We start from the raw sequence: 21,304 nt of genomic DNA on the forward strand, positions 1-21,304 counted from the left end.
ATCCAGTTAAGCGATTCGAACTCAACCTCTGTAAACCGCCCACTCATTACTCGTTAGCCGTTTTCAATGATTGGCCCAACAGGCAGTCCATTGGTCACGCTAACTCATGGCTAGCCGCATTCACTCTAAGATTTAACTCGGCTTTAAGGTCAAGCTCTTATTGCTGCTTCAGTGTTAGATTTTGGTGTGTGCCTCCAGCGGGCGTCTGGCCCATTCACGCAGAACGAACTTCTGAATCTTACCCGTCGCGGTTTTCGGCAGTTCCATCAGCGATACATGCCGTGGCGCCTTAAAATGGGCCAGACGCTCGCGGCACCAGAGGATCAGGTCGTCGCCGCTGGTGTTCGTCAATGCGTCCGCACGCAGAGTGACGAAGGCATGCGGAGTCTCTCCCCATTGGGAGTCAGGACGGGCCACCACCGCGGCTTCGATGACACCAGGGTACTGATAGAGCACCTCCTCGATTTCCAGGGAGCTGATGTTTTCCCCACCGGAGATGATGATGTCCTTGGAGCGGTCCTTGATCTCCACGTATCCATCCGGGTGGAGCACCGCCAGGTCGCCAGTGTGCAGCCAGCCATCGGCGAAGGCCGCGCGGGTTTCTTCGGGGTTATTCAGATAGCCTTTCATCACCGTGTTGCCGCGCACTACCAGTTCACCGAGCGAAACCCCGTCAGCAGGTACCGGCTGACCGGTGTCGATGTCCAGTACCGTGGCCTCCTCCAGCATAGGGTGGGCTACACCCTGCCGGCTCATGAACTGCGCACGAGCCTCCAGCGGTAGCTCATCGAGGCCTGGTTGCCATAGGCAGAGGGTGCTTGGGCCGTAACTTTCGGTCATGCCATAGGCATGGGTAATGCTGAACCCTCGTGCCTCCATCGCAGCGATCACCGCACTGGGTGGAGCGGCGCCACCGGTGATGACCGCCACCGGCTGCTTGGTACGTCGCTCACAGGGCTCTTCGGCATGGATGAGCATCGACAACACTACCGGCGCCGCACTCATGTGGGTGACCTCGTGTTCGGCAATGGTTGCATGGATCAGATCTGCCTGTACTTTGCGCAGACAAATGTGGGTGCCACCGGAAAGGGTCACCGCCCAGGTATGGCTCCATCCGTTGCAATGGAACATCGGCAGCGTCCACAGATACACGCTGCGCGAGCTGAGCTGAAAGACCAGTGCGCCAGCACAGGCGTTCAGGTAGGCGCCCCGGTGATGCAAAATCACACCCTTGGGATCGCCAGTGGTTCCGGAGGTGTAATTGATAGCGATCGATTGCCATTCATTTTTTGGCAAAGACAACGATCGCATTGGGTCGCCCTGATCGAGGAAGGCCTCATAGTCCAGCTCGCCAATCAGTTCTGCGTCACCGACTTGCACATCATCGATATCGATCACCAGCGGGCGCGTTTCCAACGCAGCAAGCGCCTGACGCACAATGGCACTGAACTCGCGATCGCAGATCAACACCTTGGCGGCCGAATGGCGCAAGATGAATGCAATGGTCTTGGCCTCCAGGCGAATATTGATGCTGACCAATACCGCGCCGGCACCGGGTATGCCGTAATGCGCTTCGAGTAGTTCGGGCACGTTCGGTGCGAGCACTGCCACGCGGTCGCCCGGCTGCACGCCGACGCGCTCCAGTGCACTGGCCAGGCGCCGGGCTCGCTGGTGCAGCTGCCTATAGGTGTAACGGCGCGCGCCGTGGACCACTGCATCGCGGTCCGGGTAGATGTGAGCGGCGCGTTTGAGGAAGGAAAGCGGAGACAGTGGCACGTAATTGGCCTGGTTTGGCGCCAACTCTGCCTCAAATGTCGAAGGCATCATGACTGCCACCCCGCTGCTCCATGAAGACGTGTGAAGCGAGTGGCGGGCATGGCACTGGAACGTAAGTACATACAATCCTCCTGACGGTTTTCGGTCTGTTGTTCTTATTCGCGGAGCCCTGCTCCGACTGTTCGAAACGTGCGCAACAAAGGCTTACAGGCCGCTACACAGATGCCCTCCATCAACCACTATTTCCGCTCCGCTCATTGCCTTCCCGGCATCGGAAGCAAGCAGCAACAAGGCGCCATCGAGATCCGCCGGCTGGCTGAAACGGCGCCCGGGAATTCGCGCACGGAGCTTTTCCCCAGCGTCACTACGCAGGAATGATTCATTGAGTTCGGTAATCACGTAGCCGGGAGCGAGGGCATTGACGCGAATGCCGTGACGCGCAAGCTCCAGCGCCATGGCACAGGTCAATTGGCCCAGTCCGGCCTTCGCCGCCACGTAGGGACTGACCGCACCTGCTACGCGACTGGCAAGGATTGAGGTGACGTTGATGAGGCTGCCGCTACGTCCTGCGGCCACCATCCGCCGTGCGGTTTCCTGGGCGACGATCCAGGCCCCCTTCAGATTGGTGTCAAGGATGCGGTCCCAACCTTCGTCGTCGTAGTCCAGCACATTCTGGCTGTCGCTAACCCCAGCGTTGTTGACCAGGATATCCAACGGACCGGCCTCGTCTAGGCAGCGACATACATCGTTGCGACGGGTCACATCCATTGCGAATGCCCTGGCACGGCCGCCAGCACTTTCGATTTCTTCGACCAACTCACGTAACGGCTCGATACGCCGCGCGGCGACAGCGACCTCTGCCCCAGCCGCCGCCAAGGTGAGAGCGAAATGCCGGCCAAGTCCGCTGGACGCACCAGTGACCAGAGCGCGACGACCGTCGAGCTCGAACAACCTGGCAATCGATGGTTTCATCCGTACGCTCCTACACGGCGATCGAGAATCTTTTTCGCCAAGCTCATTCGATGGACCTCGCTCGGGCCGTCGTAGATGCGAAAAGGACGGATATCACGGAAAATGCGCTCGACGACGGTTTCTCCGGTAACTCCACGGCCACCGAGAACTTGCACGCAGCGATCAACTACCCGCCACAGCGCCTCCGCACTGATTACCTTCGCCATGCTTGAATCAACGTTCGCTCGCTGCCCCTGATCGAGCACCCAGGCGCAATGCCAGACCGCCAGGCGTACTACATGCAGATCCATCAGGTTGTCAGCCAGCATGAAGCCAACCCCCTGATGCTCGCCCAGCGGCTTGCCAAAAGAGTCACGCGTACGCGCATAGTCACAAGCGATGTCATGCGCGCGCCGGGCAGCCCCCAGCCAGCGCATGCAGTGGGTCAGACGAGCCGGCGCTAAGCGCACCTGGGCGTAGCGGAAACCCTTGCCTATCTCGCCCAGCACGTCGCTGGCGGGAATTCGTAGGTTGTCGAAGCGCAGTTGCCCGTGACCACCGGTGAAACATCTGTCCAGGGAGTCCAGCTGGCGTTCGTGGGTGATACCGTCGCGTCGCATGTCGGTCAGGAACATGGTCGCCGTGCCGTCCTCCATGCGCGCCATGACGATGCCGAAGTCGGCGCCTTCGGCCCCGGTGATCAGCCACTTGCGGCCGTTGATCAGATAGTCGTCACCATCGCGCGTGGCGGTGGTGCACAGCATCGACGGATCCGAGCCGGAACCGGGCGCCGGTTCGGTCATGGCGAAGCACGAGCGGGCCCGGCCCTGGACCAACGGGCGCAACCAGCGGTCCTTCTGTGCCTCGGTGGCAACCACATCCATCAGGTGAATGTTGCCTTCATCAGGGGCGTGGATATTCAGCGCCACTGGACCCAGCGGTGAATAGCCGGCCTCTTCGAAGACGATCGCCTTGGCCACGTGACTCAAGCCCATACCGCCCATTTCAGGGCTGGCGTGGGGTGTCAGCAAGCCAGCGGCGCGAGCCCGAGCCAGCAGGTCCTGACGCAGGGCATCGCTGGGACCATGGTTATCCTGGCGCGGGTCGTTTTCGAAGGGAATCACCTGTTCGGCGATGAAGTCACGAGTTCTGGCCTGCAATGCCAGCAGGTCGTCCGGGAGAGTAAAGTTCATGGTTGTCCTTTTGCGTGTTTGTCAGTCTTGGGAAATGGCGGTGGCCAACCGAGCTCAGGGAATGGCTTTGGGATTGCTGATCGCCAGACGGGCGAGCGTCACCTGGCGAAGAGTCTCGACCAGGGTGCGACGAGCCTGCGGGGTGTCATGGCGGCCCTGGCGGATTGCCCGGGCCAGGTGACGTCGCGTGGCGGACAGCGTCGTCGTCGGCTCGTCGACCAGAGCCGTCAATCGTGCTTGCTCCTGGTCTCCTACCTCGCCCTGCAGATGGCTTTCGCGGGCGGCAATAGCCATGGCGTTAGCGATCATCAGTGCCTGATAGCGCAGCTCGCCAGGCAGTGAAGGCAGGATCTGCTCCTGCAGCGTCAGGCGGGCAATGTCGAGCAGTTGCTGGGCATTCGGTTGGGTCATGGTGCGACGGCTCCGGTCATATGCAGGATGTCGAGTTCGAGCTCCGGCAGCAGGCGCGCGGTCAGAGCAAGTTCGAGGGAAGGTTCTTCGCCGGATAGGTGACGCTGCCCTTGCTGCAGGGCGATCACCGCCCAGCGCAAGGTGGCCATGACCTGCCAGTAGTGCAGTTGGTTGCGCTCGATGCACAAGGTGGACACCTCATGGTAGCCGCGCAGGAAGTCCTCAAGCAGGCCAATGCCTCCGGCTTCCAGATCCGGGCGGATGAACCGCCAGCACCGGGCTGTAAACCAGCCCAGGTCCTCGTACGGGTCACCCCAACCGCTGAACTCCCAGTCGAGTACTGCTTCTAACCCCTGTTCACTGGCCAGGTAGTTACCGGTGCGGTAGTCGCGGTGCAGCAGGCACAGGACATGTCTGCGCGGAGCATGCAGTTCACACCAACGCAGCCCCCACTCCAAGGCCGGATAGGCCTCGTCGAGGGTGTCGAGATAGCGACGGTAGTCGTTGATTGTTGCAAGGGCGGGAGGAGCGTCAGCCACTGGCAGGAACTCCAGCGCCGCGTTCGGTGGACGCACCCGGTGCAGGCGCGCCAGGTTGGCACCCAGCTGTGCCGCCAGGATGGCTCCGCCCTGTGGACCGGCCTGGGCACTTAACAGGCGCCCGGCCGCGATGCCCGATACGTACTCCATAAGGAAGAACACTCTCCCTTGCACCCGCATATCGCGGCACAGCCAAAGCGGTCGAGGTACTTTCACCCCAGCCTGGTGAACTACCTGGAGCACGGCGAACTCCTGCTCGCGATCGAGGCTGGCCGGCAGCGCGGACAATGCATCACTGCGCAGTACCCAGCTCCGGCTACCAGCCCAAGGGCCGCCCTCGATCAGAAGGTCCAGCCGCCAGTTTTCCTGGATTGCGCCCCCGCTTAGGCGCTTGCGGGCGGTGATGAACACCCGCTCGGCGTGAGCGTGTTCACAGATGAAATCGACCAACCGTTGGTCATTGGCACTGACCACGATCGGGTCGCTGGCCACCGGTATCAAAGAGGAACTGCTCATGGGTCAATAGGCCCTGCCTTCGCTGTTGAGTTGCAAGAGGGCTAGAGCAAGGGCTGGGCCAACTGTCCATCATCCGGTTGCAAGGTCCGTCAGCCTTGGTCTACGACATTTTCCACGGTGCCCAGTGGCGCAGTCTTCATTTCACTTCTGCAATGCTTTCATTCACCATTGCAACATTTCAACTCTGAACAGAGCTCGTCATGCACTCCCCCGTCTCCCAGGTTGTGGTGCTCATCAGCCACTTGCAACGTCCCCGGCAACGCAGCCGCCTAGCCCAAGTAGTTGCTGGGCTCACGGCGGATTATCCCGACACCTCTATCGAAATTCTCGACACCTCGGTGGCCGAAGCGTTGCAGACCGCTCGCGACCTGGAGCAGCGTGGCAAGGTCGACGTGTTCGTCTGTGCCGGAGCCACCGCTGCCTACCTGCGCAAGCACCTGGCCCGGCCGGTGCTTGCGATGCGGGTCGGCGGCGGAGACCTGATGCGCGCCCTGGGCCAGGCTCGGGAGCATGGCACGCACGTGGCCTTGCTCAGTTACAGTCACATCAACCTTGAGTTGCAGGCTTCGGCCGCGCTGTTCACCGTGCAGGTGCACCAAGCCGCCTACACCTCGCTGGAAGGAGCCCGCCAGGCTGTCGAGCAGGTCGCCAGACTGGACTGTCGTAGCATCATCGGTTCGTCGACGGTGGTGGAACTGGCGGAACAGGCTGGGCTGTGTGGCGTGCTGTCACTGAGTGAAGATACAGTGCGCAAGGCTCTCGAGGAGGCACTGAGCGTCCTTGACAGTCAGCGCATTGAAATCGCCAAACGCCGTCATCTAGATGCCGTACTGCAACATATTCCTACCGGCGTAGCCGCGGTCGACAACCGGGGCATTGTGCAATCGCTGAACCCAGCGTTGGCGCAATTGCTGTCGCTACCTGTCAGCGCGGCACTAGGGCGTCCCTTACAAGCCCTCTGCCCTGAGCTGGACCTGCCACAGGCCCTGCGCGACGGCACGAGAGAGGAAAACCGGGTGATTCGCCTAGGTTCCCAGTCAGTGGTCAGCAACTTGCTGCCGATCTTGGAAAACGGTGAACGCACCGGGCTAGTACTGACTTGCCAGGACACCACGGCGGTACAACGTGCGGATCAACGCATCCGCGTCAGTAGACGCCCCGGTGCCTTTACAGCGCGTTACCAGCTCGCACATCTGAGCGGCAACAGTAAGATCAATCGCGAAATGCTGGAACTGGCTGAGCGCTTCGCCACCAGCAATTCGACCATCCTGATCACGGGCGAAAGCGGCACTGGCAAGGAGCTTCTAGCCCAAGGTATTCACAATGAAAGCCCACGCCGCCAAGGCCCCTTCGTCGCAATTAACTGTGCGGCGTTTCCAGAAGCACTCCTAGAAAGCGAACTGTTCGGCTACGAGGAAGGTGCCTTCAGCGGCTCACGCAAAGGCGGCAAACCTGGCCTGTTCGAGGCAGCGCACCGCGGCACGCTGTTCCTCGACGAAATCGGGGACATGCCCGTATCACTACAGACCCGCCTGCTGCGAGTGCTGCAGGAGCGCGAAGTACTACGTCTAGGCAGCACAGAGCCGATTGCCATAGATGTCCGAATCATTGCTGCAACTCACCGGCACCTGAGCACGGCGATAGATGAAGGCACGTTCCGCACTGACCTCTATTACCGACTGAATATCCTCCGACTGCAAACCACGCCGCTGCGAGAGCGGCCCGAGGACATACCCCTGATCTGTCAGGGTATTAGCCAGCGCCTACTGGCACAGAACCAGCCACCGAACGCGGCGCAGGTAGTGACAGCGCTGCTGCCATACCTAGTGCGTCACACCTGGCCTGGCAATGTCCGGGAGCTGGAGAACGTAATTGAGCGCGCTATGCTTTCGGTGCGGGAGCTCTTGGATGGCAACGTAGTGAATGAAGAGTACTTAACTCGCGTGCTTCCAGAGCTGAGCGCAAAGCCCCCTCTTGCAAACACCCGAAAAGCGGCACGCCCTGAAACAGATATGCACTCCGTCGGCAAAGCCGCACAGCTACTTCATTTGCAGCGAACGCTAGAAAACTGTCAGGGCAATATGGACGAAGCCGCACGCAGTTTAGGCATCAGTCGAACCACCTTATGGCGACGGTTGCGCGATACTCGTCAAGTTTGATCGCCCCAGAATCACCAACGGCGTCGCCTTTCGGGAGCGACGCCTGTTTTGTATAGGTATACATGGCGTTTATTTGGCGCATTCCTTACCCAGCACCATTCCCTCACGTAGGCGATCAAGTACTTGCTGTGTATTTTCTATGCATGGCATTCCATCAGGTTTACTTTCAATACTTTCAACCACCATGAATAATTGTTTCTTATTACATGCCAGCCGTAACTCTAAAGCCTCGATCTCTTCAATCTTTCGTTTGAGACTAAGGAGTAGCTCATCGTGGAGCCAACCAGTCGAGTTGATTGGTAATAAACTTCGAATTTCTTCTAATGAAAAGCCTGCCGTTTGTGCCGTGGTAATCATCTCAAGTACCCAAACTATTTCGTCTGCGTAGTCACGGTACCCATTTGCCTTGCGATCGACCGACCGTATAAGACCACTTGCCTCGTAAAAACGAATACGCGAAGGGGCCAAGCCCGTAATCTTCGCAAGCTCTCCAATTCTCATACAACACCTTCGAAAATATGCTGACGGTAATTTTTACTATCCTTTAGGTGGAGGCCAGCCCAAGACTAACAAGTACCGACCTCCCCACTCCTTGCCTCTCACCCCCCCTAAATTTGCTGCGTCCCTCTTAAATGACGAGGTATATGCTTGACATTAAAGTCCCCTTTAATCCTAAAGTGGATGCGCGGTCACTACTGTGACGGATATGGCTGACTCTCACTTTTAAGTAGTGCGGTTAAGGAAGCCAGCCCAAATACAACGAGTCACTGACGCTCTACAAGCGTGTCAAGGAGATCAAATGCAAACCGTTTTAGGGGCAACCGGCCAGATTGCCATCGAACTGACGCGAGAGCTGGGTCGCACATTCACTCAGGATATTCGGCTCGTCAGTCGAAACCCTCACAAAATCAATGCTTTCGACAGTCTAGTATCAGCAAATTTGCTAGATGCTAGCCAAACAGCCAAGGCGGTCGAAGGTAGTAGTATTGTTTACTTCACAGCCGGCCTTCCTCCAGACACTCAGCTATGGGAGATTCAGTTCCCTGTGATGCTGAAAAATGCGCTCGACGCAGCTCGTGCGTCCAAGGCCAAGTTCGTCTATTTCGACAACACCTATATGTACCCTCAGGATGATCGCGTCTTGACTGAAGATGCGCCGTTCGAACCAGTGGGTCGCAAAGGCCAGGTACGAGCGAAGATGGCATCAATGGTGCTGCAAGAAATGCAGCGAGGCGACATCCCAGTTGTCATTGGCCGTGCCCCTGAATTCTATGGCCCAGACAAGACACAGAGCATCACCAACTCATTGGTCATCGACAAAATCAAAGCCGGCAAGCCCCCCCGCATCCCAGTCCGGGATGACACTCTGCGCACGCTGATCTGGACCCCCGATGCAAGCCGGTCGCTAGCCGTCCTTGGTAACTCGCCTGACACGTACGGACAAACCTGGCACCTTCCCTGCGATGACGACCGCCTGACCTATAAGCAATTTGTTGCTCTCGCATCCGAAATCGCTGGCATACAAGCCTCCTACAAGGTGCTAGGCAAATGGACATTGACAGCTGTAGGTCTGATATCTAAGCAGGTGCGCGAATTACACGAACTGCTGCCACGGTACGAGCATCACAACCTGTTCGACTCTTCGAAGTACAAACAGCGCTTCCCGGACTTCAAGCTCACGACATATCGCGAAGGGCTTACCGACCTTCTGGGCACGCGTAGCAGCCGCTAAGCTCTCCCTTACCCATATCTAGAATTACTGGTGCACATTTGACTTTGGCCGCTAGAGGCGTTTCAGCTCCACACACCGTAACCTTTAAGTAGGCTTGAATGTCAAGCATGAGAATGACCTCAACACTTTTCGACTCGACACAAAAGGGCATTCGAACGCCCTTTCGCTTTCCTCTAACAGACGCTTAGGGTGAGCATTTTTCAGCGCTGTGGAAGGCGTGCGGTGAAAAAGAGCAAATGTGGTTGAAGATTTCTTTTCTATTTTTTGGCGTACAGGAGGGCCGGCTTACTTTTCAAAGATCCACACGAGAGCCCGCTCCGAGGGGGTAACGTGAGCCAGATCGGGCTGAGGGCTTTCTAAATTGGTCAGCGGGCAGCATGGTTTATACCGAATATGTATTGACATTAAAGTTAACTTCAATACTAGGATTAAATCCGAACCAGTCCCTGATCCAGCCGCGTCTCGAAAATATCAGAGATTCGTTCGCAATCCTCCGGCTCACTTGCTGGCTCCATAAAGCAGGATGAGTCGGTGCCTCAAGCAAGCTCTCAGCAATAAGGATCCGTGGGAAACCGGGTCGCATTTGAAAAATGACGTAACTCTGTCAGCGAGAGGCCAACGATGAAGCAAGATTCCAAGTCGGTTTTTCAGCATGGCGAACATGTCGATGCCCTCCGTCGTAGCCTGATCATAGGCGGAGCGGTAGTGGCCGGAAGCTTGGCGCTTCCCGGCTGGGCATTCGGCGGCACTTCATCCACGAGTGAACACCACAAAGGAACTCTAAACATGGGCACTGTCACGACTAAAGACGGCGTTGAGATCTACTATAAAGACTGGGGTCCGCGCGACGCCAAGGTCATCCATTTCCATCATGGCTGGCCACTCAGTGCGGACGACTGGGATGCGCAAATGCTGTTCTTCGTTAACAAGGGATTTCGAGTAGTTGCGCATGATCGCCGAGGTCATGGCCGTTCCAGCCAGGTCTGGGATGGCCATGACATGGATCACTACGCAGACGATGTTGCTGCTGTAGTCGAGAAACTCGGCACACACGGTGCGATGCATGTCGGGCATTCCACGGGCGGCGGGCAAGTGGTGCGCTACATAGCAAGACATGGACAGGACAAGGTGTCAAAAGCTGTATTGATCAGTTCAGTGCCGCCGCTGATGGTCAAGACAGCTAGCAACCCAGGCGGTACTCCCAAAGACGTTTTTGATGGTTTCCAGGCCGCGCTCGCCGCTAACCGCGCACAGTTCTACTATGACGTTCCTGCGGGCCCCTTCTATGGCTACAACCGTCCAGGCGCCAAACCTTCGGAGGCGGTGATTTGGAACTGGTGGCGTCAGGGCATGATGGGATGCGCGAAGGCTCACTACGATGGCATTGTCGCGTTCTCACAAACCGACTTCACCGAGGATCTGAAAGGCATCTCTATTCCCGTCCTGGTGATCCATGGCGATGACGATCAGGTCGTGCCCTACGCGGACTCCGGCGTGCTCTCAGCCAAACTGGTCAAGAATGGTAAGCTCCACACCTACAAAGGGGCACCACATGGCATTCCGACTACCCACGCTGATCAAGTCAATGCCGACCTGCTGGCCTTCATAAACTCCTGACGGCAAAGAAGCCGGTTAACAATTATCGACCCGCGAGCTATGCGGGTCGATAACTGACCTGCCTGTCCAAAGTACAACATGGTCTGCCGTAGCTAACAATGAGGTGTAGCAGCTAGACGGTGCATCTAGATTTGCTCACCGACGGCACCGTCAATCCCCATCGTAAGAAGCAGATCGCGCAACCAAGTATTGGCTGGATCAGTTGATCGACTACTCAACCAATAAAGATTCAGCCTAATTTCTGGAAGCCAGAAAGGCACTTCCAGCAGGCAGTTCTCCAAATAGCTGTTGATCGAAAGTGCAAGGCTACGTGGCATCGTCAGAAGAAATTCGCTTTGAGTCACTAGCCGGAATGCGGCCTCATAACTCTGGCAGCGCATCATGACCTGCCGCTCGATCCCCTGCTGCGCAAGCGCGAAATCCTCTAAAACCATACCGGTACGTCTTGAAGAGACCGTGACATGCTTCGCCTCCACATAGGTAGAAGTATCCAATACAAAGGGACGCCGGCTCACCACCACCCAATCATCCTGGGCAAGCGGAGCATATGCCAACCCTTCCGCAGCAGGCTGTGCGACATCAATGGCGCAATCGATATGTCCCGCAGCTAAATCCGAGCGCAGCGTGGAGCGGTTGATTCTTACGCTATCAATTCTCACATCAGGCAGATGGTGGTTTATGAGAGTTTGCAGCCGCAGCAGCAACATCGGTTCCAATTCATCAGGCATGGCCAGCGTGATCCGATGGATATCGCGACGTGGGTTGAAGCTCTCACTGCGGGTGATGGCGCGCTCTAAATAGCTGAGTCCCTGCTGGATGTCTGGCCAGATGCGGTACGCCAGTGTAGTTGGAGCAACGCCTTGTGCCTCTCGATTGAACAAGGGGTCCCCCAAATGACCCCGCATGCGGCGTAAGGCATGGCTGACTGCGGACGGGCTAATACAGAGACGCTCGGCAGCCCGCGTCAAATTCCGCTCTTGATAGATCACAGAGAATATCTGCAAGAGGTTCAGATCCAGTCGGGCCAGAGCATAAGAGTTATGATTATTGTTCATAATATATGATGAATATTTATCGATTCGTTCATGGTACTGCAGCCTCTATCCTGATGACACCTAATTCAGGAGCCGTACTATGGACTTCGAGTTCAGCACGCGCGCGCAGGACTATCTCAAGCGCGTCAAAGCCTTCATTCGCAACGAAATCGAGCCTGTCGAACCTGCTTTTTGGACAGAGGTAATGACCTCCTGTCAAAGTCCTGATTGGAAGACGTGGACCGTGCCGGTCGTTCTTGACGAGCTCAAGCGTAAAGCCCGTGAAGAGGGGCTTTGGAATCTCTTCTTGCCGGATCCTGTGCTCGGTGCGGGTCTAGGTGTTCAGGAATATGCACCCATTGCAGAGGAGATGGGTCGCAGTCTCTTGGCAGCAACCGTGTTCAATTGCAATGCGCCTGACTCTGGCAACATGGAAGTACTGTGGCGCTATGGCTCTGAGGAGCAAAAGGAAAAATGGCTGAAGCCCCTCCTCGCTGGTGAAATTCGCTCTGTGTTTTGCATGACAGAGCCGGATGTGGCGTCTTCCGATGCCACGAATATGCAAGCCACTGCCATCATCGAGGGAAATGAGATCGTCCTTAATGGCGACAAATGGTGGTCCAGCGGAATCGGCGACCCTCACGCCAAGATCGCCATCTTCATGGCGCACACCCCGGACGGCTCTAAAGACCGTCACCATCAACACTCCATGGTCTTGGTTCCTTTGGATGCACCGGGTGTAACGATTGAACGGATGCTGCCGGTTTTTGGTGAATTCGACGCTCCTCACGGCCATGGTCAGGTCAGCTTCAAAAATGTCCGCGTTCCGATCAGTCACTTCATCAGCGGCCCAGGCATGGGGTTCGAAATTGCTCAAGGCCGCTTGGGACCAGGCCGTATCCATCACTGCATGCGCTGCATCGGTGCCGCAGAAAAAGCCTTGGATCTCACCATTCAGCGCGGAATGAGCCGCACGGCCTTTGGTAAGCCCATTCTCAATCTGGGCGGTAACCGTGAGCGCATTGCTGAGGCACGCATTGCCATTGACCAGGCACGCCTTCTCACACTGTACGCCGCTTGGAAGATGGACAAGGTTGGCGCCATGGGCGCCATGTCAGAAATATCGGCAATCAAAGTGGCAGCACCGAACATGTTGCAGCAGGTGGTCGATATGGCGATTCAACTGCATGGCGGCGCCGGACTCACACGCGATCTTCCTCTAACAGGGTTCTTTATCCAGGCGCGCAGCCTTCGTCTTGCCGATGGGCCGGATGAAGTTCACAAAGGCGTCATCACACGAATTGAACTCATGAAGCGCGGCTTCATGGATAAGAAGTGAGGCTCTCAATACATGACTGCCTCGTTGCTTCGGGAGTAGACACATGAGTGTGATCGATAAAGGCGGTGCCGTTCGGCGTGGTGAAGAGTTAGACATTGGAACCGTCGATCGCTGGTTGAAAGAAACCGTGCCGGATCTGCAGGGCATTCCAGAAGTCACCCAGTACTCTGGTGGTGCCTCTAACTGGACTTATCGGCTCTTGTACTCGAACAGAGACTTCATTTTGCGACGTCCGCCCGCAGGCACCAAGGCGGCATCCGCACACGACATGATGCGCGAATACAATATCCAGCGACTGCTGAAGGAAGCATTTCCGGTTGTCCCAACCATGGTTGCCGCCTGTCAGGATCCTTCCGTACTGGGCTGTGATTTCTACGTAATGGAACGTCTTGAAGGCATCATTCCGCGGGCCAACCTACCCCGAGAACTCAATCTGGATGTGCCGCATGTCCGCCAACTTTGCCTGAACATGCTCGACACGCTCGTCGCCCTCCATAAGGTTGACTACCAAGCAGCGGGGTTGGCGGGTATCGGTAAGGGGGCTGGCTATTGCGTACGCCAGGTAGAGGGCTGGGATGATCGTTATGAGAAGGCACGTACTTGGAATGTGCCGAGCTTTCGAAAAGTACGCCGTTGGCTCAAAGCTAATACTCCGGCCGATAGTCGGACCTGCGTCATCCACAATGACTGGCGGTTTGACAACCTTGTTCTCGCACCACAAGAGCCATCCAACATCATCGGTGTGTTGGACTGGGAGTTAGCCACGCTGGGTGACCCGCTAATGGATTTGGGTTGCATGCTTGCCTACTGGGTACAAGCGGACGACAACGCTCTAATGAGGGCGTCACGTAGGCAACCTACTCACCTACCCGGCATGCTGACGCGCCGAGACGTTGTGGACTATTACCTCATACGTTCGGGGCTTGCTTGTGAAAACTGGGCCTTCTATGAAGTCTTTGGGCTCTTCCGCCTAGCCTGCATCGCACAGCAGATCTACTACCGCTATCACCATGGACAAACCCGAAACCCCAATTTCAGGAACTACTGGGTATTGGTCAATTATTTTGACTGGCGTTGCCGCGGCATCATTCGCCGTGCAGGTTTTTGAGCCTCCACTTTTCAAGAGGTAATGACAATGAGTGCCAACGCCAAAAACGTCGTAATAACTGGTGCCAGCTCAGGTCTTGGAGCAGGGATGGCCAGGGGATTTGCCGAACTCGGATATAACCTTGCACTGTGTGCGAGACGCACCGATCGGCTTGAAACCCTCAAACAGGAGTTGATCTCCCGCTACGGCATCAGGGTCGAGATACTGTGCTTGGACGTGAATGAGCACGCAGAAGTGTTTTGTGTCTTTCGAGAGTTTCAGCGACTCTTTGGTCGAATTGATCGCATTATTGTGAATGCCGGCGTCGGTGAAGGTCGCCGCATTGGCTCCGGACATTTCGACATTAATCGTCGTACAGCCGAGACCAACTTCATCGCGGCGCTCGCCCAATGTGAGGCGGCCGTCGAAATTTTTCGAGAACAGAACTCTGGGCACCTGGTCACTATTTCCTCCATGAGTGCAGTCAGAGGCCTCCCCAAACATCTGACCGCCTATGCCGCCAGTAAGGCCGCTCTCGCTCATCTAAGCGAAGGCATTCGTGCGGAGCTGCTTTCAACACCTATTCGAGTCAGCACGATTTACCCTGGCTATATCCGCACAGAACTCAATGCTGGTGCCAAGAAACTTCCCTTTGAAGTCAGTGAAGAAACGGGATGCCGAGCCTTGGTAGCGGCTATTGAGCGGAGGCCAACGACGGCGTATGTCCCGGCATGGCCTTGGAGGCTTTTTGCGTTTTTTATGAGGGTCTTGCCACTGCGCTGGATCGTGAAGTTCAACTGACGTGTAGCTCGCTCAGTGACCGGCCTCTGCGAAGACCTATCACAACGCTTCTTCGCACGCGGTATAAAAAACTGCATTAGTTGCGACCAAATGCACTGCGTGCACTTGGTCTGCCACCTACCCTGACGATGTTACATACATTTCAAAGTGCTGGCTTGGCGATTGGTGAATCGCACCTGAGGATTGCATCGTTCATATTGACCTAAGCCTTACTTTCGAGGATGAGGACTAGGGTTTCCTTAGCAATTCGACATGGCGTTATAGCCGCCCCCGAAGCGTAAATGCGATAGCGAAATCAGCCAGCTTGCCAAAAGGTGCCCTAAGCAAGCTAGGTAGACTCCAGCGACCCTGGACGAATACTCCCTTGGCATGGCTCATGGAGCGAAAACCTTCGATGCCGTGGTAAGCCCCCATACCGCTCGGCCCTACGCCGCCGAAGGGTAGATCATCCACGGCAACGTGCAACAGAGTGTTGTTGATACCGACATTCCCGGATGTGGTGCGATTGAGCACGGCCTCGCCACCGGCATCCATATTGCCGAAATAGTAAAGCGCGAGTGGACGCGGCCTGGCGTTGATGTAATCGATTACTTCGTCGAGAGAGCGGTAGGTACGAACCGGCAGCAATGGGCCAAAGATCTCTTCCTGCATGACCAATGCATCATCGTCGGCTCCCACGATCAACACCGGAGCCATCGTCCGCGGTCGCTCTACCGCACGCTCTGGAGTCACTCCTACCTCGATCACGTCCGCTCCCTTGCTACGTGCGTCTTTGATGAGCGTATGCAACCGCACGTAATGCCTGTCGCTGATAATCGAGGTGTAATCGGGACTGGTTGGGCCTTGAGGATAAGAACGGGCAACAGCGTCGCGATACTGGGTGATGAACTCCCCAAGGTCTTCTTCATGGACTAGGGCGTAGTCCGGCGCAACGCAGGTCTGTCCAGCATTGGATAATTTGCCGAAGACGATGCTTTCCAATGTGCTGCGCCCTGCATGGCCTGGTGCTACAACCACGGGGCTCTTGCCGCCCAGTTCAAGGGTCAGCGGTACCAAATTATCACTGGCGGCACGCATTACCATTCGACCTACCTGAGTGCTGCCGGTGAACAGCAGATGATCGAATGGAAGGCTGCTGAAATAGGCACCTGTCTCAGGACCGCCGAGTACCACTGCTACCTCATCGGCAGAAAAACAGCTTGTCAGCATGCGCTGGATCAGTTCGCTAGTGCGCGGCGTAAGCTCGGATGGTTTGATCATCACCCGGTTGCCAGCCGCGAGGGCCGTCGCCAATGGAATGAAGGTTAGGGAGAACGGGTAGTTCCAAGGCGCCATGACTCCGATCACACCTTTCGGCTGGAACTCCACATAGGCGCGGCCGGCGCGATGAAACGCAGCGACGTGCCGACGTTCGGGCTTCATGAATTGGCGCAAGTGTCGAAGCAAGTAATCAATGGACTGCACCACTCCAATCAGCTCCATGATGTCAGTTTCATGCTTGGAGCGATTGCCGAAGTCAGTACTGATTGCATCCTCAACTTCAAGTTTGTAAGCGAGAACTACCGCGCGCAGTTTGACCAAGTTGGCCCTACGTCGTTTCAGGCTGGGTGGCCCGTCGTTAAGAAATGCCCTTCTTTGTTGGTCGAGCGTATTGGCGGCTTCAATAACTGGGGAGTGCTCTACAGCAATGTTCATTTTGCGTCTCCCAGGCCGTTGTAATGCGAAGACTTTTCTATCCAGCTACGATACTGACGAGTGCGAAAGACCATGGAGAGCTGTTGCAGGATCAGGGCACGCAACGGTGAAACGTTCGGATCGGGCTTTTTAGCCCGACTGAGTTTGCGTAGTTGAAACTTCACTACCGCCATGTTGGCCAAGGAAGCGATGGCTTTATTTTTCCAGGTAATCGGTGGCAATTGCGGGGCATTGTCTTTGCCCAGCAGCCAGTCACGAGGCAAGTGCGGATCGATGGCTAACGCTGTTCCGATGCCCACCATGTCCACGCCACTCCGCACGACGCCTTCGGCCACCGGGCGGCGACGTATACCACCGGTGACCATCACCGGCATTTTGGCGACCGTTTGGATATCACGTGCGAACTCGACGAAATAGGCTTCGCGAGCCAGTGTGCGGCCATCGCGCGCCTCACCTTGCATGGCGGGCGCTTCGTAACTACCGCCGGATAGTTCCACCAAATCCACACCGAGACCGTTCAGCAGCTCAACGACCTTTTTCGCATCATCGGCGGTGAACCCTCCCCGCTGGAAATCCGCGGAATTGAGCTTGACCGCTACTGCAAACTCCGCCGAAACCACAGCCCTGACCGCTTTGACGATTTCGAGCAACAGCCGTGCGCGATTTTCCAAAGAGCCGCCCCACTCGTCTGTCCTTTTATTGGTCAGTGGCGAAAGAAACTGGCTCAACAAATAGCCATGCGCGGCATGGACCTCCACGCCGGTGAACCCGGCTTGTTCACCGAGGCGCGCGGTATTCGCAAAGCGCTGGATGACCTCCTTAATCACGCCGGAGGTCATCGCGTGAGGCGTAGCGAAACGCTTGGACAGTTTGCCTAAATCCAGCGGCACGGCCGACGGCGCCCATGTTTTTTGCCCAAGATTGGACTGCATCTGCCGCCCTGGGTGATTGATCTGCAACCAGAACTGCGCACCGCCAGATCGACCAATACGCGCCCAACGCTTGAACTTGGTTAGTTGCTGATCGTCCTGCAAAACTACGCCACCCGGTCCAGTCATGGCGCGCCCGTCGACCATCACGTTACCGGTGATGATCAGGCCTGCACCACCATCGGCCCACGCTTGGTAGAGACGCATCAGTTCTTCGGAGGGTGCCTGATCGGCGTCCGCCATGTTCTCTTCCATGGCGGCTTTGGCGATTCGGTTCTTGATGGACGAACCGTTTGGAAGCATCAGGGTGTCGAACACATTCATGGGGCAGTCCTCAACTGGATATGAGGCCACCTTAAGATTAAAGTCAACTTCAAGGTCAACATCTTTTTTCCGAGTCAGTCGATGTTCATCGCGCCAGATCCTGGCAAATGCGTCACCAGTTCAGCGCCTAACAACAGTGCGGGTGTGTAAGCCCCGCCAGTCGGACGCATTTGCAACAGGTAATCAACCACCGCCAATGCAGCGTCGATCGTCAAGCTGTAGACGTTCGCGGTATGCAGACGCGCGGTTTTGCACTCACCACGGGCGTTGCGAGCCTCGCCCCAAACATAAGTGCCTTGATCTGCGCGTTTTTCCTGATCTGGGCCGACCACGGTTTTTCCAATTCGTGCTTTGAGCAGCCGCTGCACGAACGACAAACCCAACAACGGACGAATCCAATTAGCAAACCGGGCGCCGCGGATCATGCCAGCGGAGCCCGGGATGAAAACTTCGATGTTGGCAATACCGGTGGTGTGCCAAGCAGTCGAAACATCGCCCCATGGAATAGTCATTGCGAGTTTTTCTCCGGCACCAAAGTCGATGCGACGCACCCGGTAGGCCAGCGGCACCGAGGTGATTTTGCCGTCACGGCGAACCTTGCCACCCTGCGCCATACCTTCAATTGAAGTCTTGGCAGTACCGGGCGAAAAACTTGAGCGCGAATCAAAACCCAATGCCAGATGCGTGGCATCCGGCATCGCATTTTTCAATGCAGCGGCTACACAGTCCGTAGGGACCACATCGAAACCGACGCCTGGGCAAATGACCACGCTCGCCGCCCGCGCACGTTCATTCAGGGATTGAGCGTGTTCGAATACGGCAATCTCGCCGGTGATATCCAAATAATGTGCATTGGCACGCAAGCATGCTTCCATCATCGGAACGGCGGTCGCTGAGAACGGCCCTGCACAATGCAGAATTAAGCCGTGGCCTTTGATCTGGGCAAGTAAACGTACTTCGTCTTCGAGTCCAAACACCCGAGCTTCAAGACCCAACTCTCGAGCCAGGGCTTCAACTTTGTCCCGGCTGCGTCCCGCTAGCACAGGTTTAAGCCCACGTTTTACAGCATCACGAGCGATCAACTCGCCGGTGTAGCCGTTGGCTCCATAAATCATCCATTTCATCTGCGTATCAAAGTTGTCTTGCTGACTCATGCATGGCTCCTGAGTGGATTAGTGACGAGCGTTTTCGCCTTGCTCATTCAGCAGCAGACGCTAGCGTTAAAGTCAGGTTGAGGGTCAAGTTGAAGTGAGCAGCTATCGGTGGAAATTATTTGCAGCAGCAGGGGTTGACCTTAAAGCGAGGTTTAAGGTGAGCATGCACTGACCTGCTTGATTGATGGAACCCGGATGATGCTCAAGACCTTTGTTTCTTATGCGTTGGTACTGATAGGTAGCGCTTTCATGACATTTGCAAATGCTGACACCGCCCCTTCCACAATGACTGCCAAGAATCGCCAAATTCTGGTGATTCTGACCAACCACTCCAGCTATCCCTCACGAACCGATACCACGGGGTTGTGGCTGACTGAGCTGACGCATTTCACCGACGTAGTGGAGGCAGCTGGCTACAGCACAGTTTTTGCCAGCCCCAAAGGCGGTGCGGTACCACTGGACGAGCGAAGCCTTGGTTGGATGTATATGGATAAGGCCGCCCGTGAGCATTTGCAGTCCCCTGCCTTTCGCGCTCGCCTGCAAAACACGCTGCCGATCGCCGATGTCGATCCGTCCCAGTTTGGCGTCATCTACTTCACCGGGGGGCATGGAGTCATGTGGGACTTCCCCAATAATCCTGACCTGCGGCGTGTCGCCGAAACCATCTACAACCAGGGTGGCATCGTCTCCGCAGTCTGCCATGGCGTAGCGGGTCTGTTGGATCTGAAGGATGAACAAGGCCAATTGATCATCAAGGGTAAGAACATCACCGGTTTCTCTGATCGCGAAGAACTGCTCTCCGGCATGAAAAGCCAGGTGCCCTTCTTCCTTGAGGACAAGTTGGTGAGCCAGGGGGCACGGTACCGAAAAGGCTGGCTGCCATTCACATCATTTGCCATCACGGATGGAAGGCTTGTCACCGGCCAAAACCCTCAATCGCCCAAAGCCGTAGCTGAAGCCGTGATGGCGGTGCTCTCTGGCGACAACAACGTAGCTCGCTGAACCCTCAAGTAGTTCCCACCACCCGGAGAAAGACCGATTGAAACTTGCAAGCGCCGTAGCAACAGGATTGCTGTTCAGCTCAATTGCCAACCATGCGTTGGCGGGGACGCCTGAAATGCTCAGCCCGAATGAAAGCAACACAATCGATATCGCAGGCCATACAGTGCCAGTCGTCAAGGGCGGCCTGTATGACCGTTATCGCTCGAACCCGCCCTTGTCGGTGATTGCGGCAGAACTGCCAGGTGTTGATTTGAGCTGGTTCAAGGGGCTGGAAAAGCACAAGGTCGACATTGGCTTCGAGTCATACTCCCCGAACTTTTACTACCAGAACAGTCGGGTAACTGCTGTCTACACGGCCGACTTGGACGCACTTCGGGCATTGATGCCGCCAGAAGTATTGGCAACCGTACACCCCCTGCAGGTCTGGCCAGGCCGCGGTCTGATTGCGTTTACCGCGTACACCTATGAACATTGTGATAACGACGCCTATAACGAAGTTGCCGTGTCGATCATTACCAACAAGCCAGGCAAAGCCAACCTAGGTCCGTTCACTCTTATTGGCCAATCGATGTCTGGCGACTTCTGGGGCTATGTGCTCAAGCTGCCGGTCAATACCGAGCTTGCACGGGTGCGCGGTGTCGTCGGTTACAACCTGCCTAAATGGCTAACCGGTATTGATCGCAAAGAGGATGCCCAGTCTGTGGTCTATGACATCACCGACAGCCAGACCGGCAAAGTCGACGTGTCCTTCAAAGCGAAGAAACTCGACAACCTCTCTCGGGATGTCGATATCGTCACCAGCAGTTTCACCAATCTCGATCATCAGGGCCAATTGGCGTACGGGTATGCGGTTTCCCGCCAGCTCAGTCACGGTTCCAGCCGCGACGCTGACTCGGCTACCCTCACGCTAGGCGACGGCAGTCTGTCGAATTACCTCCGCGCCCTGAAGCTGGGGAAAATGATGAAGTACGAATACGTGCCAGAGTTCCAGAGTGCGCTCTATGCGCCCAAACCACTCGCCAGCCTGATTGGCGAGCGCTGAAGC

Annotated in this window: 18 protein-coding genes; 8 read left to right on the forward strand and 10 right to left on the reverse strand. The window is 56.4% G+C overall.

Annotation, left to right across the window (positions count from 1 at the left end; translation table 11 throughout):
- Positions 1 to 174 precede the first annotated feature (174 nt).
- The 5 genes from IF199_RS15170 to IF199_RS15190 form a co-directional block, all read right to left on the reverse strand.
- Positions 175 to 1,827, reverse strand: a complete 1,653-nt coding sequence (locus IF199_RS15170) for an acyl-CoA synthetase (RefSeq protein WP_192560955.1) — start codon at positions 1,825 to 1,827, stop codon at positions 175 to 177.
- Positions 1,828 to 1,980: 153 nt separating this feature from the next.
- Entirely contained in the window at positions 1,981 to 2,748 is a 768-nt protein-coding gene (locus tag IF199_RS15175; protein WP_192557938.1) for an SDR family NAD(P)-dependent oxidoreductase, read from the reverse strand.
- On the reverse strand, positions 2,745 to 3,920 hold the full coding sequence (locus tag IF199_RS15180; protein ID WP_192557939.1) for an acyl-CoA dehydrogenase family protein: 1,176 nt from the start codon (positions 3,918 to 3,920) through the stop codon (positions 2,745 to 2,747). Before IF199_RS15180 ends, IF199_RS15175 begins: the two co-directional genes overlap by 4 nt.
- 54 nt (positions 3,921 to 3,974) lie before the next feature.
- The gene (locus IF199_RS15185) at positions 3,975 to 4,331 is read right to left on the reverse strand and encodes a DUF6285 domain-containing protein (protein WP_192557940.1); all 357 of its coding nucleotides are present in this window, start codon (positions 4,329 to 4,331) and stop codon (positions 3,975 to 3,977) included.
- Positions 4,328 to 5,386 carry a phosphotransferase family protein gene (locus tag IF199_RS15190; protein ID WP_192557941.1) on the reverse strand — a complete coding sequence of 353 codons (1,059 nt, stop codon included), beginning with the start codon at positions 5,384 to 5,386 and terminating at the stop codon, positions 4,328 to 4,330. Before IF199_RS15190 ends, IF199_RS15185 begins: the two co-directional genes overlap by 4 nt.
- Positions 5,387 to 5,586: 200 nt before the next feature.
- Between IF199_RS15190 and prpR the strand changes: the two genes are divergently transcribed.
- Positions 5,587 to 7,545: a propionate catabolism operon regulatory protein PrpR gene (gene prpR / locus IF199_RS15195; protein WP_192557942.1), complete on the forward strand. Its 1,959-nt coding sequence runs from the start codon at positions 5,587 to 5,589 to the stop codon at positions 7,543 to 7,545.
- A gap of 69 nt (positions 7,546 to 7,614) precedes the next feature.
- Here prpR and IF199_RS15200 read toward each other — a convergent pair whose 3' ends face one another.
- Entirely contained in the window at positions 7,615 to 8,046 is a 432-nt protein-coding gene (locus IF199_RS15200; RefSeq protein ID WP_192557943.1) for a MerR family transcriptional regulator, read from the reverse strand.
- A gap of 298 nt (positions 8,047 to 8,344) precedes the next feature.
- On the opposite strand from IF199_RS15200, the gene IF199_RS15205 reads away from it, so the two are divergent.
- Both IF199_RS15205 and IF199_RS15210 read left to right on the forward strand, forming a co-directional pair.
- Positions 8,345 to 9,277, forward strand: a complete 933-nt coding sequence (locus IF199_RS15205) for an NAD-dependent epimerase/dehydratase family protein (protein WP_192557944.1) — start codon at positions 8,345 to 8,347, stop codon at positions 9,275 to 9,277.
- Positions 9,278 to 10,063: 786 nt separating this feature from the next.
- Positions 10,064 to 10,894 carry an alpha/beta fold hydrolase gene (locus tag IF199_RS15210; protein ID WP_192560956.1) on the forward strand — a complete coding sequence of 277 codons (831 nt, stop codon included), beginning with the start codon at positions 10,064 to 10,066 and terminating at the stop codon, positions 10,892 to 10,894.
- 125 nt (positions 10,895 to 11,019) lie between these two features.
- Here the strand turns inward: IF199_RS15210 and IF199_RS15215 are convergent, their stop codons facing one another.
- A complete protein-coding gene (locus IF199_RS15215) occupies positions 11,020 to 11,949 on the reverse strand; it encodes a LysR family transcriptional regulator (protein ID WP_192557945.1) in 930 nt (309 codons plus the stop codon).
- Positions 11,950 to 12,028: 79 nt separating this feature from the next.
- Here IF199_RS15215 and IF199_RS15220 point away from each other — a divergent pair, with 79 nt between their 5' ends.
- The 3 genes from IF199_RS15220 to IF199_RS15230 are packed head-to-tail and all read left to right on the forward strand — an operon-like array spanning position 12,029 to position 15,155.
- The gene (locus tag IF199_RS15220; RefSeq protein WP_192557946.1) at positions 12,029 to 13,267 is read left to right on the forward strand and encodes an acyl-CoA dehydrogenase family protein; all 1,239 of its coding nucleotides are present in this window, start codon (positions 12,029 to 12,031) and stop codon (positions 13,265 to 13,267) included.
- Positions 13,268 to 13,310: 43 nt separating this feature from the next.
- Positions 13,311 to 14,375 (forward strand): phosphotransferase family protein, encoded by a 1,065-nt coding sequence (locus tag IF199_RS15225; protein ID WP_192557947.1) that lies wholly within the window; start codon positions 13,311 to 13,313, stop codon positions 14,373 to 14,375.
- Positions 14,376 to 14,402: 27 nt separating this feature from the next.
- The gene (locus IF199_RS15230) at positions 14,403 to 15,155 is read left to right on the forward strand and encodes an SDR family oxidoreductase (protein ID WP_244142387.1); all 753 of its coding nucleotides are present in this window, start codon (positions 14,403 to 14,405) and stop codon (positions 15,153 to 15,155) included.
- Positions 15,156 to 15,413: 258 nt separating this feature from the next.
- Here the strand turns inward: IF199_RS15230 and IF199_RS15235 are convergent, their stop codons facing one another.
- The 3 genes from IF199_RS15235 to IF199_RS15245 form a co-directional block, all read right to left on the reverse strand.
- On the reverse strand, positions 15,414 to 16,850 hold the full coding sequence (locus IF199_RS15235) for a coniferyl aldehyde dehydrogenase (protein ID WP_192557949.1): 1,437 nt from the start codon (positions 16,848 to 16,850) through the stop codon (positions 15,414 to 15,416).
- A complete protein-coding gene (locus IF199_RS15240) occupies positions 16,847 to 18,103 on the reverse strand; it encodes an NADH:flavin oxidoreductase/NADH oxidase family protein (protein WP_192557950.1) in 1,257 nt (418 codons plus the stop codon). Before IF199_RS15240 ends, IF199_RS15235 begins: the two co-directional genes overlap by 4 nt.
- A 74-nt stretch (positions 18,104 to 18,177) precedes the next feature.
- Positions 18,178 to 19,257, reverse strand: a complete 1,080-nt coding sequence (locus IF199_RS15245) for a saccharopine dehydrogenase family protein (protein ID WP_192557951.1) — start codon at positions 19,255 to 19,257, stop codon at positions 18,178 to 18,180.
- A 195-nt stretch (positions 19,258 to 19,452) separates the two neighbouring features.
- Between IF199_RS15245 and IF199_RS15250 the strand changes: the two genes are divergently transcribed.
- On the forward strand, positions 19,453 to 20,259 hold the full coding sequence (locus IF199_RS15250; protein WP_192557952.1) for a type 1 glutamine amidotransferase domain-containing protein: 807 nt from the start codon (positions 19,453 to 19,455) through the stop codon (positions 20,257 to 20,259).
- 115 nt (positions 20,260 to 20,374) lie between these two features.
- Positions 20,375 to 21,301: an acetoacetate decarboxylase (ADC) gene (locus IF199_RS15255; protein ID WP_166217627.1), complete on the forward strand. Its 927-nt coding sequence runs from the start codon at positions 20,375 to 20,377 to the stop codon at positions 21,299 to 21,301.
- Positions 21,302 to 21,304 lie beyond the last annotated feature (3 nt).

The organism is Pseudomonas allokribbensis (assembly GCF_014863605.1).
Classification (GTDB): domain Bacteria; phylum Pseudomonadota; class Gammaproteobacteria; order Pseudomonadales; family Pseudomonadaceae; genus Aquipseudomonas; species Aquipseudomonas allokribbensis.